The 16,604-nt window shown below is 52.5% G+C and carries 17 protein-coding genes; 9 read left to right on the top strand and 8 right to left on the bottom strand.

What is annotated here, in order from left to right; translation table 11 throughout:
- Positions 1 to 143: 143 nt before the first annotated feature.
- Entirely contained in the window at positions 144 to 2,558 is a 2,415-nt protein-coding gene (gene ybbP, locus A9180_RS12365) for a putative ABC transporter permease subunit YbbP (protein ID WP_064529049.1), read from the bottom strand.
- Entirely contained in the window at positions 2,555 to 3,241 is a 687-nt protein-coding gene (gene ybbA / locus A9180_RS12370; protein ID WP_064529050.1) for a putative ABC transporter ATP-binding protein YbbA, read from the bottom strand. The genes ybbP and ybbA overlap by 4 nt, the downstream gene beginning before the upstream one ends.
- On the opposite strand from ybbA, the gene tesA reads away from it, so the two are divergent.
- The 3 genes from tesA to cnoX are packed head-to-tail and all read left to right on the top strand — an operon-like array spanning position 3,212 to position 5,549.
- On the top strand, positions 3,212 to 3,835 hold the full coding sequence (tesA, locus tag A9180_RS12375; RefSeq protein WP_064529097.1) for a multifunctional acyl-CoA thioesterase I/protease I/lysophospholipase L1: 624 nt from the start codon (positions 3,212 to 3,214) through the stop codon (positions 3,833 to 3,835). The genes ybbA and tesA overlap by 30 nt on opposite strands.
- Positions 3,825 to 4,634: an NADP(+)-dependent aldehyde reductase gene (gene ybbO, locus A9180_RS12380; protein ID WP_074399549.1), complete on the top strand. Its 810-nt coding sequence runs from the start codon at positions 3,825 to 3,827 to the stop codon at positions 4,632 to 4,634. The genes tesA and ybbO overlap by 11 nt, the downstream gene beginning before the upstream one ends.
- A gap of 60 nt (positions 4,635 to 4,694) precedes the next feature.
- Positions 4,695 to 5,549, top strand: coding sequence for a chaperedoxin (gene cnoX, locus A9180_RS12385; RefSeq protein WP_064529051.1), 855 nt, complete (start codon positions 4,695 to 4,697; stop codon positions 5,547 to 5,549).
- 144 nt (positions 5,550 to 5,693) lie between these two features.
- Here the strand turns inward: cnoX and fetB are convergent, their stop codons facing one another.
- Positions 5,694 to 6,473, bottom strand: a complete 780-nt coding sequence (fetB, locus tag A9180_RS12390; RefSeq protein WP_064529052.1) for an iron efflux ABC transporter permease subunit FetB — start codon at positions 6,471 to 6,473, stop codon at positions 5,694 to 5,696.
- Complete coding sequence (fetA, locus tag A9180_RS12395; protein ID WP_064529053.1) at positions 6,460 to 7,137, bottom strand: iron efflux ABC transporter ATP-binding subunit FetA; 678 nt, start codon at positions 7,135 to 7,137, stop codon at positions 6,460 to 6,462. Before fetA ends, fetB begins: the two co-directional genes overlap by 14 nt.
- A gap of 144 nt (positions 7,138 to 7,281) precedes the next feature.
- Here fetA and A9180_RS12400 point away from each other — a divergent pair, with 144 nt between their 5' ends.
- Positions 7,282 to 8,199 carry an SPFH domain-containing protein gene (locus tag A9180_RS12400; protein WP_064529054.1) on the top strand — a complete coding sequence of 306 codons (918 nt, stop codon included), beginning with the start codon at positions 7,282 to 7,284 and terminating at the stop codon, positions 8,197 to 8,199.
- On the top strand, positions 8,196 to 8,654 hold the full coding sequence (locus tag A9180_RS12405) for an NfeD family protein (RefSeq protein ID WP_064529055.1): 459 nt from the start codon (positions 8,196 to 8,198) through the stop codon (positions 8,652 to 8,654). Before A9180_RS12400 ends, A9180_RS12405 begins: the two co-directional genes overlap by 4 nt.
- A 199-nt stretch (positions 8,655 to 8,853) precedes the next feature.
- On the opposite strand, the gene A9180_RS12410 is transcribed toward A9180_RS12405, so the two are convergent.
- Positions 8,854 to 9,216, bottom strand: a complete 363-nt coding sequence (locus A9180_RS12410; protein WP_001001645.1) for a hypothetical protein — start codon at positions 9,214 to 9,216, stop codon at positions 8,854 to 8,856.
- Positions 9,217 to 9,581: 365 nt separating this feature from the next.
- Here A9180_RS12410 and A9180_RS12415 point away from each other — a divergent pair, with 365 nt between their 5' ends.
- From A9180_RS12415 to A9180_RS23945, 4 genes are all read left to right on the top strand, one after another.
- Positions 9,582 to 10,829 (top strand): YadA-like family protein, encoded by a 1,248-nt coding sequence (locus tag A9180_RS12415; RefSeq protein WP_064529056.1) that lies wholly within the window; start codon positions 9,582 to 9,584, stop codon positions 10,827 to 10,829.
- Between the two features lie 112 nt (positions 10,830 to 10,941).
- Positions 10,942 to 11,364 (top strand): hypothetical protein, encoded by a 423-nt coding sequence (locus A9180_RS12420; RefSeq protein ID WP_064529057.1) that lies wholly within the window; start codon positions 10,942 to 10,944, stop codon positions 11,362 to 11,364.
- Positions 11,361 to 11,567, top strand: coding sequence for a hypothetical protein (locus A9180_RS12425; protein WP_064529058.1), 207 nt, complete (start codon positions 11,361 to 11,363; stop codon positions 11,565 to 11,567). The genes A9180_RS12420 and A9180_RS12425 overlap by 4 nt, the downstream gene beginning before the upstream one ends.
- Before the next feature lie 88 nt (positions 11,568 to 11,655).
- Positions 11,656 to 12,879 (top strand): hypothetical protein, encoded by a 1,224-nt coding sequence (locus A9180_RS23945; protein ID WP_064529059.1) that lies wholly within the window; start codon positions 11,656 to 11,658, stop codon positions 12,877 to 12,879.
- Here the strand turns inward: A9180_RS23945 and cueR are convergent, their stop codons facing one another.
- The 3 genes from cueR to A9180_RS12445 are packed head-to-tail and all read right to left on the bottom strand — an operon-like array spanning position 12,880 to position 16,603.
- Positions 12,880 to 13,287 carry a Cu(I)-responsive transcriptional regulator gene (gene cueR, locus A9180_RS12435; protein ID WP_001026747.1) on the bottom strand — a complete coding sequence of 136 codons (408 nt, stop codon included), beginning with the start codon at positions 13,285 to 13,287 and terminating at the stop codon, positions 12,880 to 12,882.
- Positions 13,284 to 14,459 (bottom strand): HlyD family type I secretion periplasmic adaptor subunit, encoded by a 1,176-nt coding sequence (locus A9180_RS12440; protein WP_064529060.1) that lies wholly within the window; start codon positions 14,457 to 14,459, stop codon positions 13,284 to 13,286. The genes cueR and A9180_RS12440 overlap by 4 nt, the downstream gene beginning before the upstream one ends.
- On the bottom strand, positions 14,456 to 16,603 hold the full coding sequence (locus A9180_RS12445; RefSeq protein WP_064529061.1) for a type I secretion system permease/ATPase: 2,148 nt from the start codon (positions 16,601 to 16,603) through the stop codon (positions 14,456 to 14,458). The genes A9180_RS12440 and A9180_RS12445 overlap by 4 nt, the downstream gene beginning before the upstream one ends.
- Position 16,604 lies beyond the last annotated feature (1 nt).

The raw sequence follows: 16,604 nt of genomic DNA on the forward strand, positions 1-16,604 counted from the left end.
ACTTAATAAACATCTCATTTGGCAATGTATATTAATTAATGCTTGGGCATAACAATTTTTTATAAATTACCAATATAAATTTTTAATTACGTGATGCACTAATAAAAAAGCCGTCTATCTACCAGATAGACGGCTTTATCACATCACCCCGCAAACTGTCTGAACAGCGCCTTCCCCTTAACCAGCCGCGCGCCCAGCCAGCCGCCGCACAGGGAAAGAAGCAGCGCACCGCTGCACGGCAGCACAATCCACAATCGCCAGTCCGGCTCCCACGGGAAATCAAACACTTTCGATTGCAGTACCGCCAGCGCCGTTTCCGCACCGATCGCAGCCACCAGGCCAGAAACAAACCCAAGCATGGCGAACTCACACCATAATGTCGTGCGCAGCAGCTTTTTGCCCGCGCCGAGTGTGCGCCACACCACCAGCTCCTGATGACGCTGACGCATTCCCACCTGCACCTGTGCCAGCAACAGCAACATACCGCAGGCGGTGACCAGCACCACCATCACTTCCAGCGCCCGACTTACCTGTTCCAGCACCTGACCAACCTGTTTTAAAATCGCGCCAATGTCTAACAGGCTAATGGTCGGGAACTGGCGGTTGAGTTGCGTCAACATGCCGTTGCCGTTCTCCCAGCGGAAACTGGTGAGCCAGCTTTGCGGCTGCCCGTCCAGCGCCCCTTCCGGGAAAATAAAATAGAAATTAGGCCGCAGACTTTCCCAGTCCACTTTGCGCAGGCTGGTCACTTTGGCGCGAAACTCCTGGGTATCGCCCATAAAGGTGACGGTATCACCCAGAGCAACGTTTAAGCGTTTCGCCAGCCCCTCTTCCATCGACACTTCATCAGCTTTTGGCGGCCAGTTACCGGCGACAATCGGATTATGATCGGGCCGCGTATTTTGCCAGGTGAGATTAAGTTCGCGGTTGAGCGCCTCATCTTCATTGCCTTCTGTCGGCTTGTCATTAATCGCCGTCAGCCGCGCCCGCACCACCGGATAAAATGATTCCGGGACTATCTGATGTTCCGCGAGGAACGCTTTTAGTGGCGTTACCTGTTCCGTGGCGATGTTGATTAAAAAGTAGTTCGGGCTTTCTGGCGGTAGCTGCTGTTGCCAGCGGTCGAGCAGATCGCCACGCAGCACCAGCAGCAGTGCCAGCAGCATAAAGGAGATCGAAAATGCTGAAAGCTGGCTCAACGTTGACCACGGTTGGCGCAGCAGGCGGCTGACCGCCAGGCGCAGAGGTAGCGATTTCAGCGTCATGCGGCGAAGTACATTAAGCAGCATCCAGCCCAGCACACCACACAGCAAAGCCAGCACTACCGCGCCTGCCAGCACCGCCCAGAGCAGCATACTGCCGCCCATCAGTCCGGCAAGCAGCAGCACTACCACCACGGTGACAATCGGCAGATAAAACTTCAGCGGCCAGACGTTCGCGACCACATCATTACGTAATACGCGTAAAGGCTGCGTTGCCAGCAACAGGCGGTACGGTCGCAGCCCCACCAGCAGTGAGATGACCGTTATGGTGCCGAGCGCCCACAGCCACGGCCAGAGACTGGCAGGGGGTAGCGCGGCTGGCAGAACCGGCTTGAGCAAAACCATCAACACGTTTTCGAACAACAGGCCAATCGCCCCGCCGGTAACGGCTGAAAGTATCAGCACCATCAACCACTGACCGACAATCAACTTACGCAGCTGCGCTCGCCCTGCCCCCAGCGTTTTGAGGATCGCCACCAGGTCGTAGCGACTGCGACAGTAATGATTCATCGCCACCGCCACCGCCGCCACCGCCAGCAGCAAGGTCAGCAGCGCCGAAAGCAGCAGGAACTGCTGCGAACGTTCCATCGAGCGCCCCAGCGCGCCTTCGTCCTGTTCCAGACCGTACCAGCGTTGTTCGGGTTTAAGCTGTGGTAACAGCCATTTCTCATAGCCGTCGAGCTGATTCTCGCTGCCACCGAATTTATAGCGCCAGGTGACCCGACTCCCCGGCTGCACGGCTCCGGTTTTATCGACATCCGCCAGATTCATCATCAGGCGTGGGGCTATCTGGAAGGGGTTAAAACCGGAATCCGGTTCCTGAATCACTTCTCCGGCAATCCGCAGCGTGGCATCGCCCACGTCGATGGTGTCGCCCGTTTTCAGGTTAAGGAGTGCCATAAGACGTGGGGCCAGCAATACGCTGCCCGCCTGCGGTTTCAGGCCTGGAGGATTGGTTTGCAGCTCACCATACATCGGATAGATATCATCCACCGCTTTGACGTTCGCCAACTGCGGTGTGTCGCCCGCAAAGGTCATCGTGGCGAAAGTAAGCTGCTTGCCGACTTTCAGACCGCGCTTTTGCGCTTCCTCCAGCCACGCTTGCGGCACTTCGCGCGAACTGCGCAGCGCCCGATCGCCCGCCATAAACTCACGGCTTTGCTGGCTTAAACCTTTCTCCATCCGATCGCTGATATTGCCCAGCGCCAGCACGCAGGCTACAGCCAGACTTAGCGCCAGCCAGACAATTAATAGCGACGGCGAGCGCCATTCGCGCCAGAACCAACGTGCAATCATGCTTCCTCCTGCAACTGCCCGTTCACCAGCCGTAAGCAGCGGTCGCAGCGTGCCGCCAGTTGCAGGTCATGGGTCACCATAATCAGGGTGGTGCCATGTTCACGGTTGAGGGAAAACAACAGATCGGCAATTTTATCGCCCGTCTGGCGGTCAAGGTTGCCGGTAGGTTCGTCGGCAAACAGCACATCAGGCCGACCGTTAAAGGCTCGCGCCAGCGCCACACGTTGCTGTTCGCCGCCAGAAAGCTGTGCCGGAAGATGATCAAGACGTTTGCCCAGCCCTAACTGTTCGAGCAATGCTTTCGCACCGCTGCGACTTTCTGCGCTACTTTCGCCGCGCAACAGTGCCGGAAGCTCGACGTTTTCCAGGGCGTTAAGGGTCGGAATTAACATAAATGACTGAAAAACAAAGCCGATATGCTTCGCACGTAGCTTTGCCCGCGCCTCTTCATCCATGTCATGTAGCGGTTGCCCCACCAGATTCACTTCGCCACTGGTGCCGTCATCCAGCCCGGCGAGGATCGCCAGCAAGGTAGACTTACCCGATCCCGACTCGCCCACCAGCGCAATGGTTTCGCCGCGTTTGACAACCAGCTCAACTCCGGTAAGGATGGAGAGTTCATGCTCCCCCTGACCGACGGACTTCTTAAGATGATGAACTTCAACAATGTTTTCCGCTGGCATTTGCCCTTCCTGTTCCTGGTCCTGTTAACCTTCCGTGCCGCCGCAGCGGACACGTTATTAATTTTGGGTGATAGCCTGAGCGCCGGGTATCGAATGTCTGCCAGCGCGGCCTGGCCTGCCTTGTTGAATGATAAGTGGCAGAGTAAAACGTCGGTAGTCAATGCCAGCATCAGCGGCGACACCTCGCAACAAGGGCTGGCGCGCCTTCCGGCTTTGCTGAAACAGCATCAGCCGCGCTGGGTGCTGGTTGAACTGGGCGGCAATGACGGTTTGCGGGGCTTTCAGCCGCAGCAAACGGAGCAGACGCTGCGCCAGATTTTGCAGGATGTCAGAGCCGCCAACGCTGAACCATTGTTAATGCAAATACGTCTGCCTGCAAACTATGGTCGCCGTTATAATGAAGCCTTTAGCGCCATTTACCCCAAACTCGCCAAAGAGTTTGATGTTCCGCTGCTGCCCTTTTTTATGGAAGAGATCTATCTCAAGCCACAATGGATGCAGGATGACGGAATTCATCCCAACCGCGACGCCCAGCCGTTCATTGCCGACTGGATGGCGAAGCAGTTGAAGCCTTTAGTAAATCATGACTCATAAAGCAACGGAGATCCTGACAGGTAAAGTTATGCAAAAATCGGTCTTAATTACCGGATGTTCCAGTGGAATTGGTCTGGAAAGCGCGCTCGAATTAAAACGCCAGGGTTTTCATGTACTGGCAGGTTGCCGAAAACCAGATGATGTGGTGCGCATGAACAGCATGGGATTCACCGGTGTGTTGATCGATCTGGATTCGCCAGAAAGTGTTGATCGCGCAGCCGATGAAGTGATCGCCCTGACCGATAATTGTCTGTATGGGATCTTTAACAATGCCGGATTCGGCATGTATGGCCCCCTTTCCACCATCAGCCGCGCGCAGATGGAACAGCAGTTTTCCGCCAACTTTTTTGGCGCGCATCAGCTCACTATGCGCCTGTTACCGGCAATGTTGCCACACGGTGAAGGGCGTATTGTGATGACTTCATCGGTGATGGGATTAATCTCCACGCCAGGTCGTGGCGCTTACGCGGCCAGTAAATATGCGCTGGAAGCCTGGTCAGACGCGCTGCGCATGGAGCTGCGCCACAGTGGAATCAAAGTCAGTCTGATTGAACCCGGCCCCATTCGTACCCGCTTTACTGACAACGTCAACCAGACGCAAAGCGATCAACCGGTCGAAAACCCCGGTATTGCCGCCCGTTTTACTCTGGGGCCGGAAGCGGTAGTAGCCAAAGTGCGCCATGCTTTTATCAGCGAGAAACCGAAAATGCGCTATCCGGTGACGCTGGTGACCTGGGCGGTAATGGTGCTCAAGCGCCTGCTGCCGGGGCGCGTGATGGACAAAATATTGCAGGGGTGAGTTGAAGCGCGCGCTTAAGCCCCCATGTCAAAGAAAATATCGACAACAGAGAGCGACTCCATGTCCATAGAAAATATTGTCAACATTAACGAATCTAACCTGCAACAGGTTCTTGAACAGTCGATGACCACACCGGTGCTGTTCTATTTTTGGTCTGAACGTAGCCAGCACTGTTTGCAGTTAACGCCGATCCTGGAAAGCCTGGCAACGCAGTACAACGGGCAGTTTATTCTGGCGAAGCTGGACTGCGACGCAGAGCAGGTGATTGCCGCCCAGTTTGGCCTGCGCGCGATTCCGACCGTGTATCTGTTCCAGAACGGTCAGCCGGTAGACGGCTTCCAGGGGCCACAACCGGAAGAAGCGATCCGCGCCCTGCTGGATAAAGTGCTGCCACGCGAAGAAGAGTTAAAAGCGCAGCAGGCGATGCAACTGATGCAGGAAGGCAATTACACCGACGCCCTGCCATTGCTGAAAGATGCCTGGCAGTTGTCGAATCAGAACGGAGAAATCGGCCTGCTACTGGCAGAAACGCTGATTGCGCTGAACCGTTCTGAGGATGCAGAAGCGGTGCTGAAAACCATTCCGTTGCAGGATCAGGACACCCGCTACCAGGGGCTTGTGGCGCAAATTGAACTACTGAAGCAGGCGGCAGATACGCCGGAAATTCAGCAGCTGCAACAGCAGGTGGCGGAGAATCCAGAAGATGCCGCGCTGGCAACGCAACTGGCGCTGCAACTGCATCAGGTGGGGCGCAATGAAGAGGCGCTGGAGTTGCTGTTCGGGCATCTGCGTAAAGATCTCACCGCCGCAGACGGTCAGACGCGTAAAACGTTCCAGGAGATCCTCGCTGCGCTGGGCACGGGTGATGCGCTGGCGTCGAAATATCGCCGTCAGCTGTATGCGTTGTTGTATTGATATTGCGTTGAGATGCGATGCTGCATAGTTTCCAGGCTTGATAAAACGCGCCAGCGTCGCATCGGGCATTCGTGCATAACCGCCGGATGCGGCGTAAACGCCTTATCCGGCCTACGTTCGCGCACAGACTGTGCGGGCATCGCATTATTTCTTTTTCAATTGCGTCACCACCAACTGGTGGCGCGAATTGTAAAACTTACGATAGGTTAAATAGCAGGCGATAATAGTCGACAGGCTGGCAGTTGATAGCAGCATAAAGGTCACCATAATCTGATATTTAATCGCCTTTACCGGATCAATCCCGGCAAATATCAACCCGGACATCATTCCCGGCAAACTCACCAAACCAACCGTTTTTGCCGAATCCACCGTCGGAATTAATGCCGCGCGAATACTGTCGCGTATTAATATCGCTGACGCCTGTTTCGGCGTCGCACCAAGACTCAATTTTTCCTGGATTTGCTGCTGTTCGCTGATAAACCGCTGGCCGAGATTGTTATAACACAGCCCTACCGCCACCATAGCGTTACCGGCAATCATCCCGGCGATAGGGATCACCTGCATCGGGATAAACTCAATCGACCCTGAGAGAATCAATACCGCCAGAGTAATTCCCGCCCCCACCGTAATGGCAATAAACGACGAAACAAAGGCTTTAGTAATATATTTACTGCGTTTTTGCGCATTCCATGCCGCATTAAAGCAAATAAATAACACCATCAATAATGTCAAACTGGCATCATCAACGCTGAAAATATATTTCAGCACATAGCCGACAATAATCAGTTGGATTATCGCCCGTCCTACGCTCCAGAGAATATCTTTCTCCAGCGCCAGCTTTTCTTTATGGCTAATTAAAATTGCCACCACCACCAGCATTAATGCCAGGGCTAATGATTCGTTGGTAATATTATGCGTGTTCATAGCGTGCTTCCTGCATTTCTCCGGCATGCGGTTGCAGCGTAATCACCTTATCCGCATGATTAATCTCGTCTTTGTCGTGTGTCACCCACAGCACGGCAATATTTTTTTCGTGTACATAGCGATGGATAATCTCATTAACGTTACGTTTGTTGCTTTCGTCCAACGCACTGGTGATTTCGTCGAGCAATAAAACCTTCGGCATAAATTGCAGGTTGCGAATCAACGAGATGCGTTGTTTTTCACCACCAGAAAGCTCGGCGATGTTTTTTGTCAGGATGGTGTCCGGCAAGGAGAAACGTTCGAGAAAATCGAGGAAAATGGCCGGGTCAGGCTGCTGGTTACGGATCTGCCAGGGAAAGATCAGGTTATCGTATACCGTGTCGCCAAACAACACAGGTGTCTGAGCACAGTAGGAGACTTGCTGGCGATACTCTTCTGGCTTCAGTGTGAATATATCTTCGCCTGCAAATAGTAACGTTCCGCTGGTCGGGCTGATTAATGAAGCAACAATTTTTAGTAGCGTACTTTTGCCGCAGCCGGAAGGGCCGGTAATTAACTTAAATTCGCCAGCACGCAGCGAAAAATTGATGTTATTTAGAATCTTCGTATCGCCCACCTGATATCCAACATTTTGCAGTTGGAGCAAAAGACTATTTTCCTGCATTGCCCATCCCTTTTCTGATTTTTACTAAAAACAGTTTATCCTCCGCAAGAATAAGGGGGAACTCTCTTTCAGTAATCAGGTATAATTTGTTTAATCAAGCAGCAATTTTGCTCTTTATGGACGGTACAACAGGAGGTTTTCCCGATGCTAATTTTTATCCCGATTCTCATTTTTGTCGCGCTGGTGGTTGTTGGCGCGGGCGTCAAAATCGTACCGCAGGGCTATCAGTGGACGGTAGAACGTTTTGGTCGCTATACCAAAACGTTACAGCCGGGGCTAAGTCTGGTGGTGCCGTTTATGGATCGCATTGGTCGTAAGATCAATATGATGGAGCAAGTGCTCGACATCCCATCCCAGGAAGTTATCTCGAAAGATAACGCCAACGTGACCATCGACGCAGTCTGTTTTATTCAGGTGATCGATGCCCCGCGCGCGGCTTATGAAGTCAGCAATCTGGAACTGGCAATCATCAACCTGACCATGACCAACATCCGTACCGTTCTGGGTTCAATGGAACTTGACGAAATGCTCTCTCAGCGCGACAGCATTAACTCGCGTCTGCTGCATATTGTCGATGAAGCCACTAATCCGTGGGGGATAAAAGTCACCCGTATCGAAATCCGTGATGTACGCCCGCCCGCAGAACTTATCTCTTCAATGAACGCGCAGATGAAAGCGGAACGTACCAAACGCGCTTACATTCTTGAAGCAGAAGGGATACGTCAGGCGGAAATCCTCAAAGCCGAAGGTGAAAAACAGTCGCAAATCCTGAAAGCGGAGGGTGAACGTCAATCGGCGTTTTTACAGGCTGAAGCGCGTGAACGTTCTGCCGAAGCGGAAGCCCGCGCGACCCAAATGGTGTCTGAAGCCATTGCCTCTGGTGATATTCAGGCGGTGAACTACTTCGTGGCGCAGAAATACACCGAAGCGTTGCAGCAGATTGGTTCGTCCAGTAACAGCAAAGTGGTGATGATGCCATTAGACGCCAGCAGCCTGATGGGGTCGATTGCCGGGATTGCCGAACTGGTGAAAGACAGCGCCAACGAGCGAAATAAATCATGATCGAGATGATAGCTATCCATCCGCATATTTTTTGGCTGAGTCTCGGCGGTTTATTGCTGGCTGCCGAAATGCTGGGCGGCAATGGTTATCTGTTATGGAGCGGTGTCGCGGCGGTGATTACTGGTCTGGTGGTCTGGTTGCTACCGCTGGGTTGGGAATGGCAAGGGGTGATGTTTGCCATTCTGACGCTGCTCGCCGCCTGGCTGTGGTGGAAATGGCTGGCACGAGGCGTGCGCGAACAAAAGCACAGCGACAACCATCTTAACCAGCGCGGTCAACAATTGATCGGCAGACGATTTGTGCTGGAATCGCCACTGGTCAACGGGCGAGGTCATATGCGCGTCGGTGACAGTTCATGGCCGGTCAGCGCCAGCGAGGATCTCGGCGCAGGTACGCATGTTGAGGTGATTGCGATTGAAGGGATTACACTGATCATCCGTGCTGTCATCGCCTGATGCGACTTATCAGGCCTGGAAGTCTGTGCCTGAACGTAGGCCGGATAAGGCGTTTACGCCGCATCCGGCGGTTATGCGCGAATGCCTGATGCGACGCTGGCGCGTCTTATCAGGCCTACAAAACTAGCCAGTCTGCGCACGAACGTAGGCCGGATAAGGCGTTCACGCCGCATCCGGCATGTGAGCGGGTAATGGCAATTTACTCTTCTGTGGTTTTACCCATACTTTTCTGGTCTTCATCCGGATAATGTTTTTTTAGATATTCCAGGACGTTTTTATTGACCTTGTGTTGGGTATACACCCACCCTTTCCAGTAATCAGGCTGGTCCAGGTAAACTTCTGGTGGAATGGTGAAATCAGAAAGCGTTAACCATTCGGCTAACAAATCAGGATTACGTTTCTGGATTAACTGCAACAGCATAATCAGCGACATGGCAGAGGCAGGAGCCGTACTATCGCCACTTAAATATTTCCACACTGTTGACCGGTTCGAACGAAAAAGGATGGGTAGCAGCGCCCTGTCCAGATTCATTTCATTAAAAATCTTCTCAAATTCATTCATTTAATTTTCCTGCCTGGCGTAAACCTCTTAAAATTTGAGATTTATCAAAGAAACGCATTCTAGCACACATCAGGAACCGCTTCACGTTTAACCCAGAAACATCATTTATTTCGCTTATCAAAACAAGTCTTTATAGTTTCTTACAGAGAAATAGCACAAAATGCTTTTCCATTTTATTTCTAAAAGAAACATTTTTAGTTTCTATTAGTCGGTGTTTACGCTTACACAGTATAAAAACGCGCTTTACATCACACAAATGCCAGCGTAGATTCCGATCAATGCGAAACACATAACATTTCTTATAACAACAATTAGTGTTGCTATAAGAAACAAAAATGTGACTTACTTTGATTGAGAAAAAATGAATGAAAACTGTAAAGATGTCTTTACTGGCTGTCGTTGTTGCTACTGCTGTATGTCCATCGGCCTTTGCGGGGGACACCATTGAGGCGGCAGCGACAGAACAGACCCAGACAGACCGCGATGCGGCACAAGATACCGCCATCCAGAATGCGCAAACCACCGCGAACAAAGCAGTGACGACCGCCGATGAAGCACACCAAGCCATTACGTCAGCGCAAAACGATATTGACGCCAACAAAGCGGCTATTCATAAAAATACCAACAACATTACCGAACAGAATAACATTCTCAGAGCTCAACAAGAGCAAATTACCGACACACAAAAAACGGTTGCTGCTACCGGTGATGTTCAGAACGCAGCACGTTATCAAAGCATGGTAAACGCCCGTCAGGAGGCTGCGGATAACGCACAGCAGCAACAAGCCGAAGCCCAACAAACGCAGATTACCGAACAGCAAAAGCAAATCGAAGCCACACAAAAAACGGTCGCAGCAACCGGTGACGTTCAGACCGCAGCACGTTATCAAAGCATGGTTAACGCCCGTCAGGAGGCTGCAGATAACGCACAGCAGCAACAAATCGAAGCCACACAAAAAACAGTTGCAGCTACCGGTGACGTTCATACCGCCGCCCGTTATCAGGGAATGGTCAACGCTAAACTGGCTGCGGAAAATGAAGCCAGCACGCGAGCTTCTGCGGAGCAAGGGCAAAAAATTGACGCTCTTTCTTCTACCATGACGACGGTATCTCAAAGTGTTGCTACCGAGAACCACACAAAAGATCTGGAAGAAATTCATGGCGATATAACAAAAACCAACACTGCGGTAAGTAAGCTGGCGGCACAACAACAGATAGATAGCGTTCATTACGGTGAACAAATTCAAAACCTGGTGCAAGATTCCACCGATACGCATCAGCAGTTAAGCAACACGCAAAAACGAGTAGCGGATAACAGCCAGCAAATTAATACGCTCAATAACCATTTCAGCTCACTGAAAAACGAAGTTGAAGACAACCGTAAAGATGCCAATGCAGGGATCGCGTCAGCTATTGCCATTGCTTCACAGCCGCAGGTGAAAACCGGTGATTTAATGATGGTGTCTGCGGGAGCGGGAACGTTTAATGGTGAATCGGCGGTATCTGTCGGCACGTCTTTTAATGCCGGGGTCCACACGGTAATTAAAGCAGGCGTTTCTGCGGATACGCAATCTGATTTCGGTGCGGGTGTCGGTGTGGGATATTCGTTTTAAGATCTCGCTGGATATTTTATAAATATCAATAATAACCATTAAATAAATTAGAGCAAGGACGTTTGCCTGTTTTCACTCCTTAATTATTTTCATACTCTATTTAAGGTTAACAATGATGAATAGCTCCATTAAATCGTTTTCCCTGCTGGCTGTTATATTACTGGCTGGCTGTAGCTCTCCCACTTCCCGCATCGCAGATTGCCAGGCGCAGGGTGTCAGCCATGACACCTGTTATCTCGCCGAACAGCAGCGTCAGGCGGCTATTTTAAGTGCATCCGAGGCGCAGGCATTTAAAAATGCAGAAGCCGCACAACACGCCCAGGCGGCAAAGAAAGCCATTTATAAAGGATATGGCATGACCTTTAGAATGAGCAGTAAAAACTTTGCGTATCTCAATGATTCATTATGTGCGATAGATGAAGATAACGCCGATGCCACCGTTTATCAGTCTGGTCTGTATAACGTGATTGTTTATCACCACACAGGAAAAGTAGCATTAATGAAAGAAGGCCAGTTTGTAGGCTATTTAAAATGAAGGATGAAAAGAAAATATCCCTGACGCATATTCTGATCATCGGTGCGTTTATTTTTGCCTTCTTGCAAGTAGTATTATTAGCCTCCCTGATTCACGCTGTAAATGTTAACAACGAAATCCAGGAGGGCTTATTTCAGTCAGGGCGCATTATGGTAGAAAGTTTGCAGCATATTCTTTCTGTGCAAACGGGGATTAACGGGTAAAAGCACCATTTCCATTTACAGAGCAATAGTCACCTGCGTAATTTTCTGGCACAGTTCAGGGATCTGAATTTTCGGCTAAGGAGTGGCCATGCTTTTCCCCTTTCGAAAACCTGAAGTACGCCTGTTGAAAAATACCTCTGCGGGCGTCATTTTTTCGGTGAAGTCCGGGAAAGGATTTCTGCGTCAGTGTGTAGTTTACGATCCGCACCCTTACGGTCTTATCCGTTCGCTCTGCTGGCAGGATGTCCCATTGATACGTTTCTGGTCCGAGGCAGGCTGCCCCACCTGCGCAGAATTTGTCTACAGTGGTTTTGCGGATGATGAACAGGGAGCCGCCCGTTTTTTGTCTGCCCTCGAAAACTGGAATCGCCCATGGTCTGGCATGACGGATGCTTTTGCCGCGCTGACACCGCTGTTCTCATGCCTGGCCGATGGCTATTATCTGCTGGAAGATCGTGAGCTTTACCCGACGGATGGCAATGGACATTTCTTTTGGGCGGCAACGGACCATAGCCCCAGTAATCCGGCAACCGTTGCCGTCTGGGATCCTGAATATTGCTATTTCAGTGACACCGCCCCCTGTTTTCTTCTTCCCGGTCAGCCTCCATCACATTTTAATCCTGATCGTGCGACGTTTTATCGCGATAAGCCGGACGCCCGCGCTCTGGCCTGGTATCTCGCTGACTCGTTCCTCTGCGTTCTGCTCGACGGACACCATAAAGCCACTGCCGCCGCGCTGGAAGGGCGTCCACTGAAAACACTGGTGATCAGCACGGCAGCCCGTTTTAATGATGAGCAGCAAACACTGGTATTTCCGGGCGGGGAATTTCTGCACAAAACAGAGCTGCAATACCGCATACCAAAACTCACAGCGTGGAAAACATTACCGCCCAGCGCGTGGGAGAGTTTCGGCCCTGATAAGCACGTCACCCCATCCGAAACCTGGCCAGAAGAGTTGAAGCAGAGTGTCAGTCGTTACCCTTCACTGGATCAAGTCTGGCAAATTGTTGAGGCCGGGAATTTAAGCGAAACCCAAATTAAGCGCCTTATCCAGCAAGGACTGGCACATGATGAAAAGGCTGATGTTATTTTGCAGGCGCTATTTTACACACGCTCGCCGCTTTTTGTTGACTTTGCCCGATTCATTATCAGCCATCCGGCATACGCCATTTATCGCCCCCTCGCCTTCCGGTTGATGGCGCAAAACCGAACGCCGCAAGCAGATGCTTTTTTTCTGGATTTTGCCATTAACGATGACGGCGAACGTCCGGAGCTGACGAAAATAATGGACGACTATTTCCGCAAGCCCTAATCACCCCGCCCGATGATGACAGCAGCCGGAGAGATTTTCGATAATCGGGCAGTCTGCGCTGTCATCACCTGGGCAGGCATTCGCCAGCGCCAGCAATTGGTCGCGCATGGATTGCAGTTCTTCGATATGTCGCTCGATCTCCGCCACCTTCTCCAGCGTGCGCCGTTTCACGTCGGCACTGTGACGCTGCGGGTCGTTAAACAGATTAACCAGTTCGCCACTCTCCTCCAGGTTAAAGCCCACCTGGCGCGCCTGACGCAGTAAGGTCAGTTCGTTGAGATGCTGCTGCGTGTAGGTACGATAACCGTTTTCGCTGCGCATCGGCGGCGTCACCAGCCCCTTCTCTTCATAGAAGCGGATGGCTTTGCTGGTCAGGCCGGTAATTTTTGCTACATCGCTAATGTTCATCGTTCGCGCAACGCCTCCTGTGCTTTGTTAAAAGGTTTCAACAGATAATCCAGCACGCTTTTTTTGCCAGTGCGGATATCGACCGTCGCCACCATACCTGGGAATATCGGAAACTGCTGTTTATGTTTATTTTCCAGATGGTTGCTAAAGGTGCGAATGTACACCCGATAGTAATAAACATCGCGCCGCACTTCATCCTGAATAGTGTCCGGTGAGATCACCGCAACTTCTCCTGGTAAGCCACCGTAGATGGAGTAATCGTAGGCGGTTATTTTTACCAGCGATTTTTGCCCTGGATGGATAAACGCCACATCGCGCGGGGAGATTTTTGCCTCAATCAACAGTTGTTCGTCCAGCGGCACGATGGTCATCAGTTTACCACCAGGGGCGATGACGCCGCCAACCGTGGTGACGTCAATGTCCTGGACAATGCCACGCACCGGCGCGGTAAAGTTAAGCCTGGTGAGGGAGTCTTCTCGCCCACGGATCACCGAACGCTGGGTTTCCACTTCCGCATTAGCTTTTGCTAGCTCTTCCCGCGCCTGAACGAAATATTGTGTGCGCACGTCGTTAAGTTTGTTTTCCAGTTCATTGGCCTGGCGTTGCAAACGCAGTACTTCCACACTGCTCGCCGCCCCTTGTTTCACCAGTGGCTGGGTCATCGCCAGTTCGCGATTGACCAGACTAATCCCCTGCGTCAGCCCGGTAGTGGCTTTGTTCAGCCCGTCGCGGCGAGTGTTATATAACGCCGTTTCCGACTCGATAAGTTCGGGGAATTTATTCAGTTCGTCAGGGAAGACCAGCGGTTTATTGCTCACTTCCGCCCGCAGCCGCGCCGAGGTTGCCAGCGCCGCGTACAGGCGCGACATCGCTTCCTGGACGTCAGATTCGGTTTTGGTGCGGTTTAACTGCGCCAGCGGCTGGCCCTGTTCGACAATATCGCCAACCTTCACGTCGAGATGATACAAAATCCCGCCTTCCAGCGACTGCACCACCTGCTCACGCCCGGAAGGTTCTACCGTGCCGCTGCCAGTGGTGACTTCATCAAGCTGGAAGTACCACGCCCAGCCGAGAAAACAGAGCAGCATGACGACGGTCACACGTACCGCCAGCGCCGAACGCGGCAGGCGGGGTTCAGTCAGGCCACGGTTATATTGCAGTTGTCCGTTCATGCGGCAGACCCCTTATTCTTCTCCTGCAACACCACGCGTCGTGCCGTGGGTTCGCCCTGTTCACGCAAAATAGTCTCTTTCGCGCCGTCCATCACAATCCGCCCCTGATCCATCACGATTATCCTGTCCACCAGCTGCAGCATCGCCGTGCGGTGAGTGGCGATGACCAGCGTACGATGACCAATCCACTGTTTCAGTTGTTCGATTAAGTACGCTTCCGCCATTTCATCCAGCGAGGCGCTGGGTTCGTCGAGCAGAACAATATTGGGTTGAGAGATGAGTAGCCGCGCCAGCAGCAGCGTTTGCCGCTGACCACCGGAAAGGCCAAATCCCCCTTCCTGAATCATGTAGTTGAGGCCGTTTTTCTGCTTCTGGACAAAAGGCAGCGCCCCGCTGAGGGTTAAGGCGCGTTCGATATCTTCATCGCTAGCCTCCGGCATCCCCATGGTGAGATTTTCCCGTAGCGAGCCGAAGAATAGCCACCCGGTCTGGCTGAGTAACCCCATGTCGCGGCGCAGATCCGCCGGATCAAGCTGCCCGATGCTGATGTTATCCAGCAGCACCTGCCCCTGCTGGGCGATGCGCATTCCGGCGAGCATTTGCAGCAGCGTCGATTTGCCCGCGCCGTTGCGCCCAAGAATGGCGATTTTCTCACCTGCCTGAATGTTGAGTTTGCCGATCGCCACATCGGCAATCTTCTCTTCTTCGTCGTAATAAAACACCGCGTTGCTGAACTGATAATTACCGTGCAGCACCGCTTTATGCACCAGTTTGCCGTGCTCCGGCTGATCCACCGGGCGCTTCATCAGTTCATCAAGGCCGTTACGCGTCACTTTCGCCTGCTGCCAGCGCGAGAGCACGCCGGAAATCTGCGACAGCGGCGCAATGGTGTGCGAAGCCAGGATCGTCGTCCCGACCAGCGCGCCGGTGGTCATGTCGCCGTTCATCACCATAAAACAGCCCACCAACAGCACCACCACGTAGACGATGGATTGTACTTCCTGGTTCCAGGTGAGCAGCAGCCCGGTGAGAAAACGTTGCTTCATGCTGATGGAAGAGGCCACATCGTTGGTGTGATTCCACTGATTCTGGAAACGCTGTTCGGCGCGCAGCAGTTTAATGTCTTCAATCGACTGCACGGCTTCCACAAGCGTCGCGTTGCGTACCGCCGACTCGCGCATCCCTTCGTTCGCCAGCCGCGCCAGCGGGCCGGGGATCACCAGCAACGGCAGCGCCAACAGGACAACCAGCACCAGCCAGCCGCCAATCATCCACAGAATAAAGACAAACAGCAGGAAGAACGGCAGATCCGCCACCGCGCCAATGGTGGTAGAGGTGATCAGTTCACGCACCGACTCCAGTTCGCGGATCTGCGAGATAAACGATCCGGTGGATTTCGATCGCACGTTATTTTTCAGCCGTAACGCATGACCAAAAACGCGATCCGAAATCCGTAAATCCGCCCGCTTGCCAATCATATCCGAGAGGTGCGTGCGCACCATGCGCATACAGAACTCAAACAGGATCGCCATCATCACCCCGGCGAACAGCACCCATAGCGTCGGGTACGACTGCGCCGGAACGACGCGGTCGTAAACCTGCATCGAGAAAATCATCGCCGCCAGCGCCAGCACGTTCGCCACCAGAGAGGCCAGCATAATGTCGCCATAGCGCCGCCAGTCTTTCAGCGAGAGATTCCAGAACCAGTTCATCTGATACGGGCGAATATAGTCATCTACCCGCGCGTCAGGGATAGCACTGAGCGGTCGCAGCAGCGCCAGTTCGACGATGTTATCTTCAACATCCGCGACGTTAAGCGTGGTTTCCAGCCCTTCGTCACCGCTGAACTGAACGCTGATATTGTCGTGGTTGTCGCGGCGAGTGATCACGCCAATCTGCTGATTATCAAAAACCGCAATCAGCGGCAGCCGCCAGGGGTTAAGCGAATCGGCGGAGAACTCCACCAGCCGCAGCCCCATCCCCAACTGCCGCGCCATATCGGTAAGTAACTCTTCCCGCTTGCTGTCACGCTCCCAGTTGACGGTTGCGCGCACATTCTCCTGAGAAAAATCGAGGCGATAATAACGCGCCACGGCGATCATCGCCTCCAGCCAGGCTTCCACGGACTGGGCATTTTTTTTCATT

This window comes from Escherichia sp. B1147, from assembly GCF_001660175.1.
In the GTDB taxonomy this organism is placed as follows: Bacteria; Pseudomonadota; Gammaproteobacteria; order Enterobacterales; family Enterobacteriaceae; genus Escherichia; species Escherichia whittamii.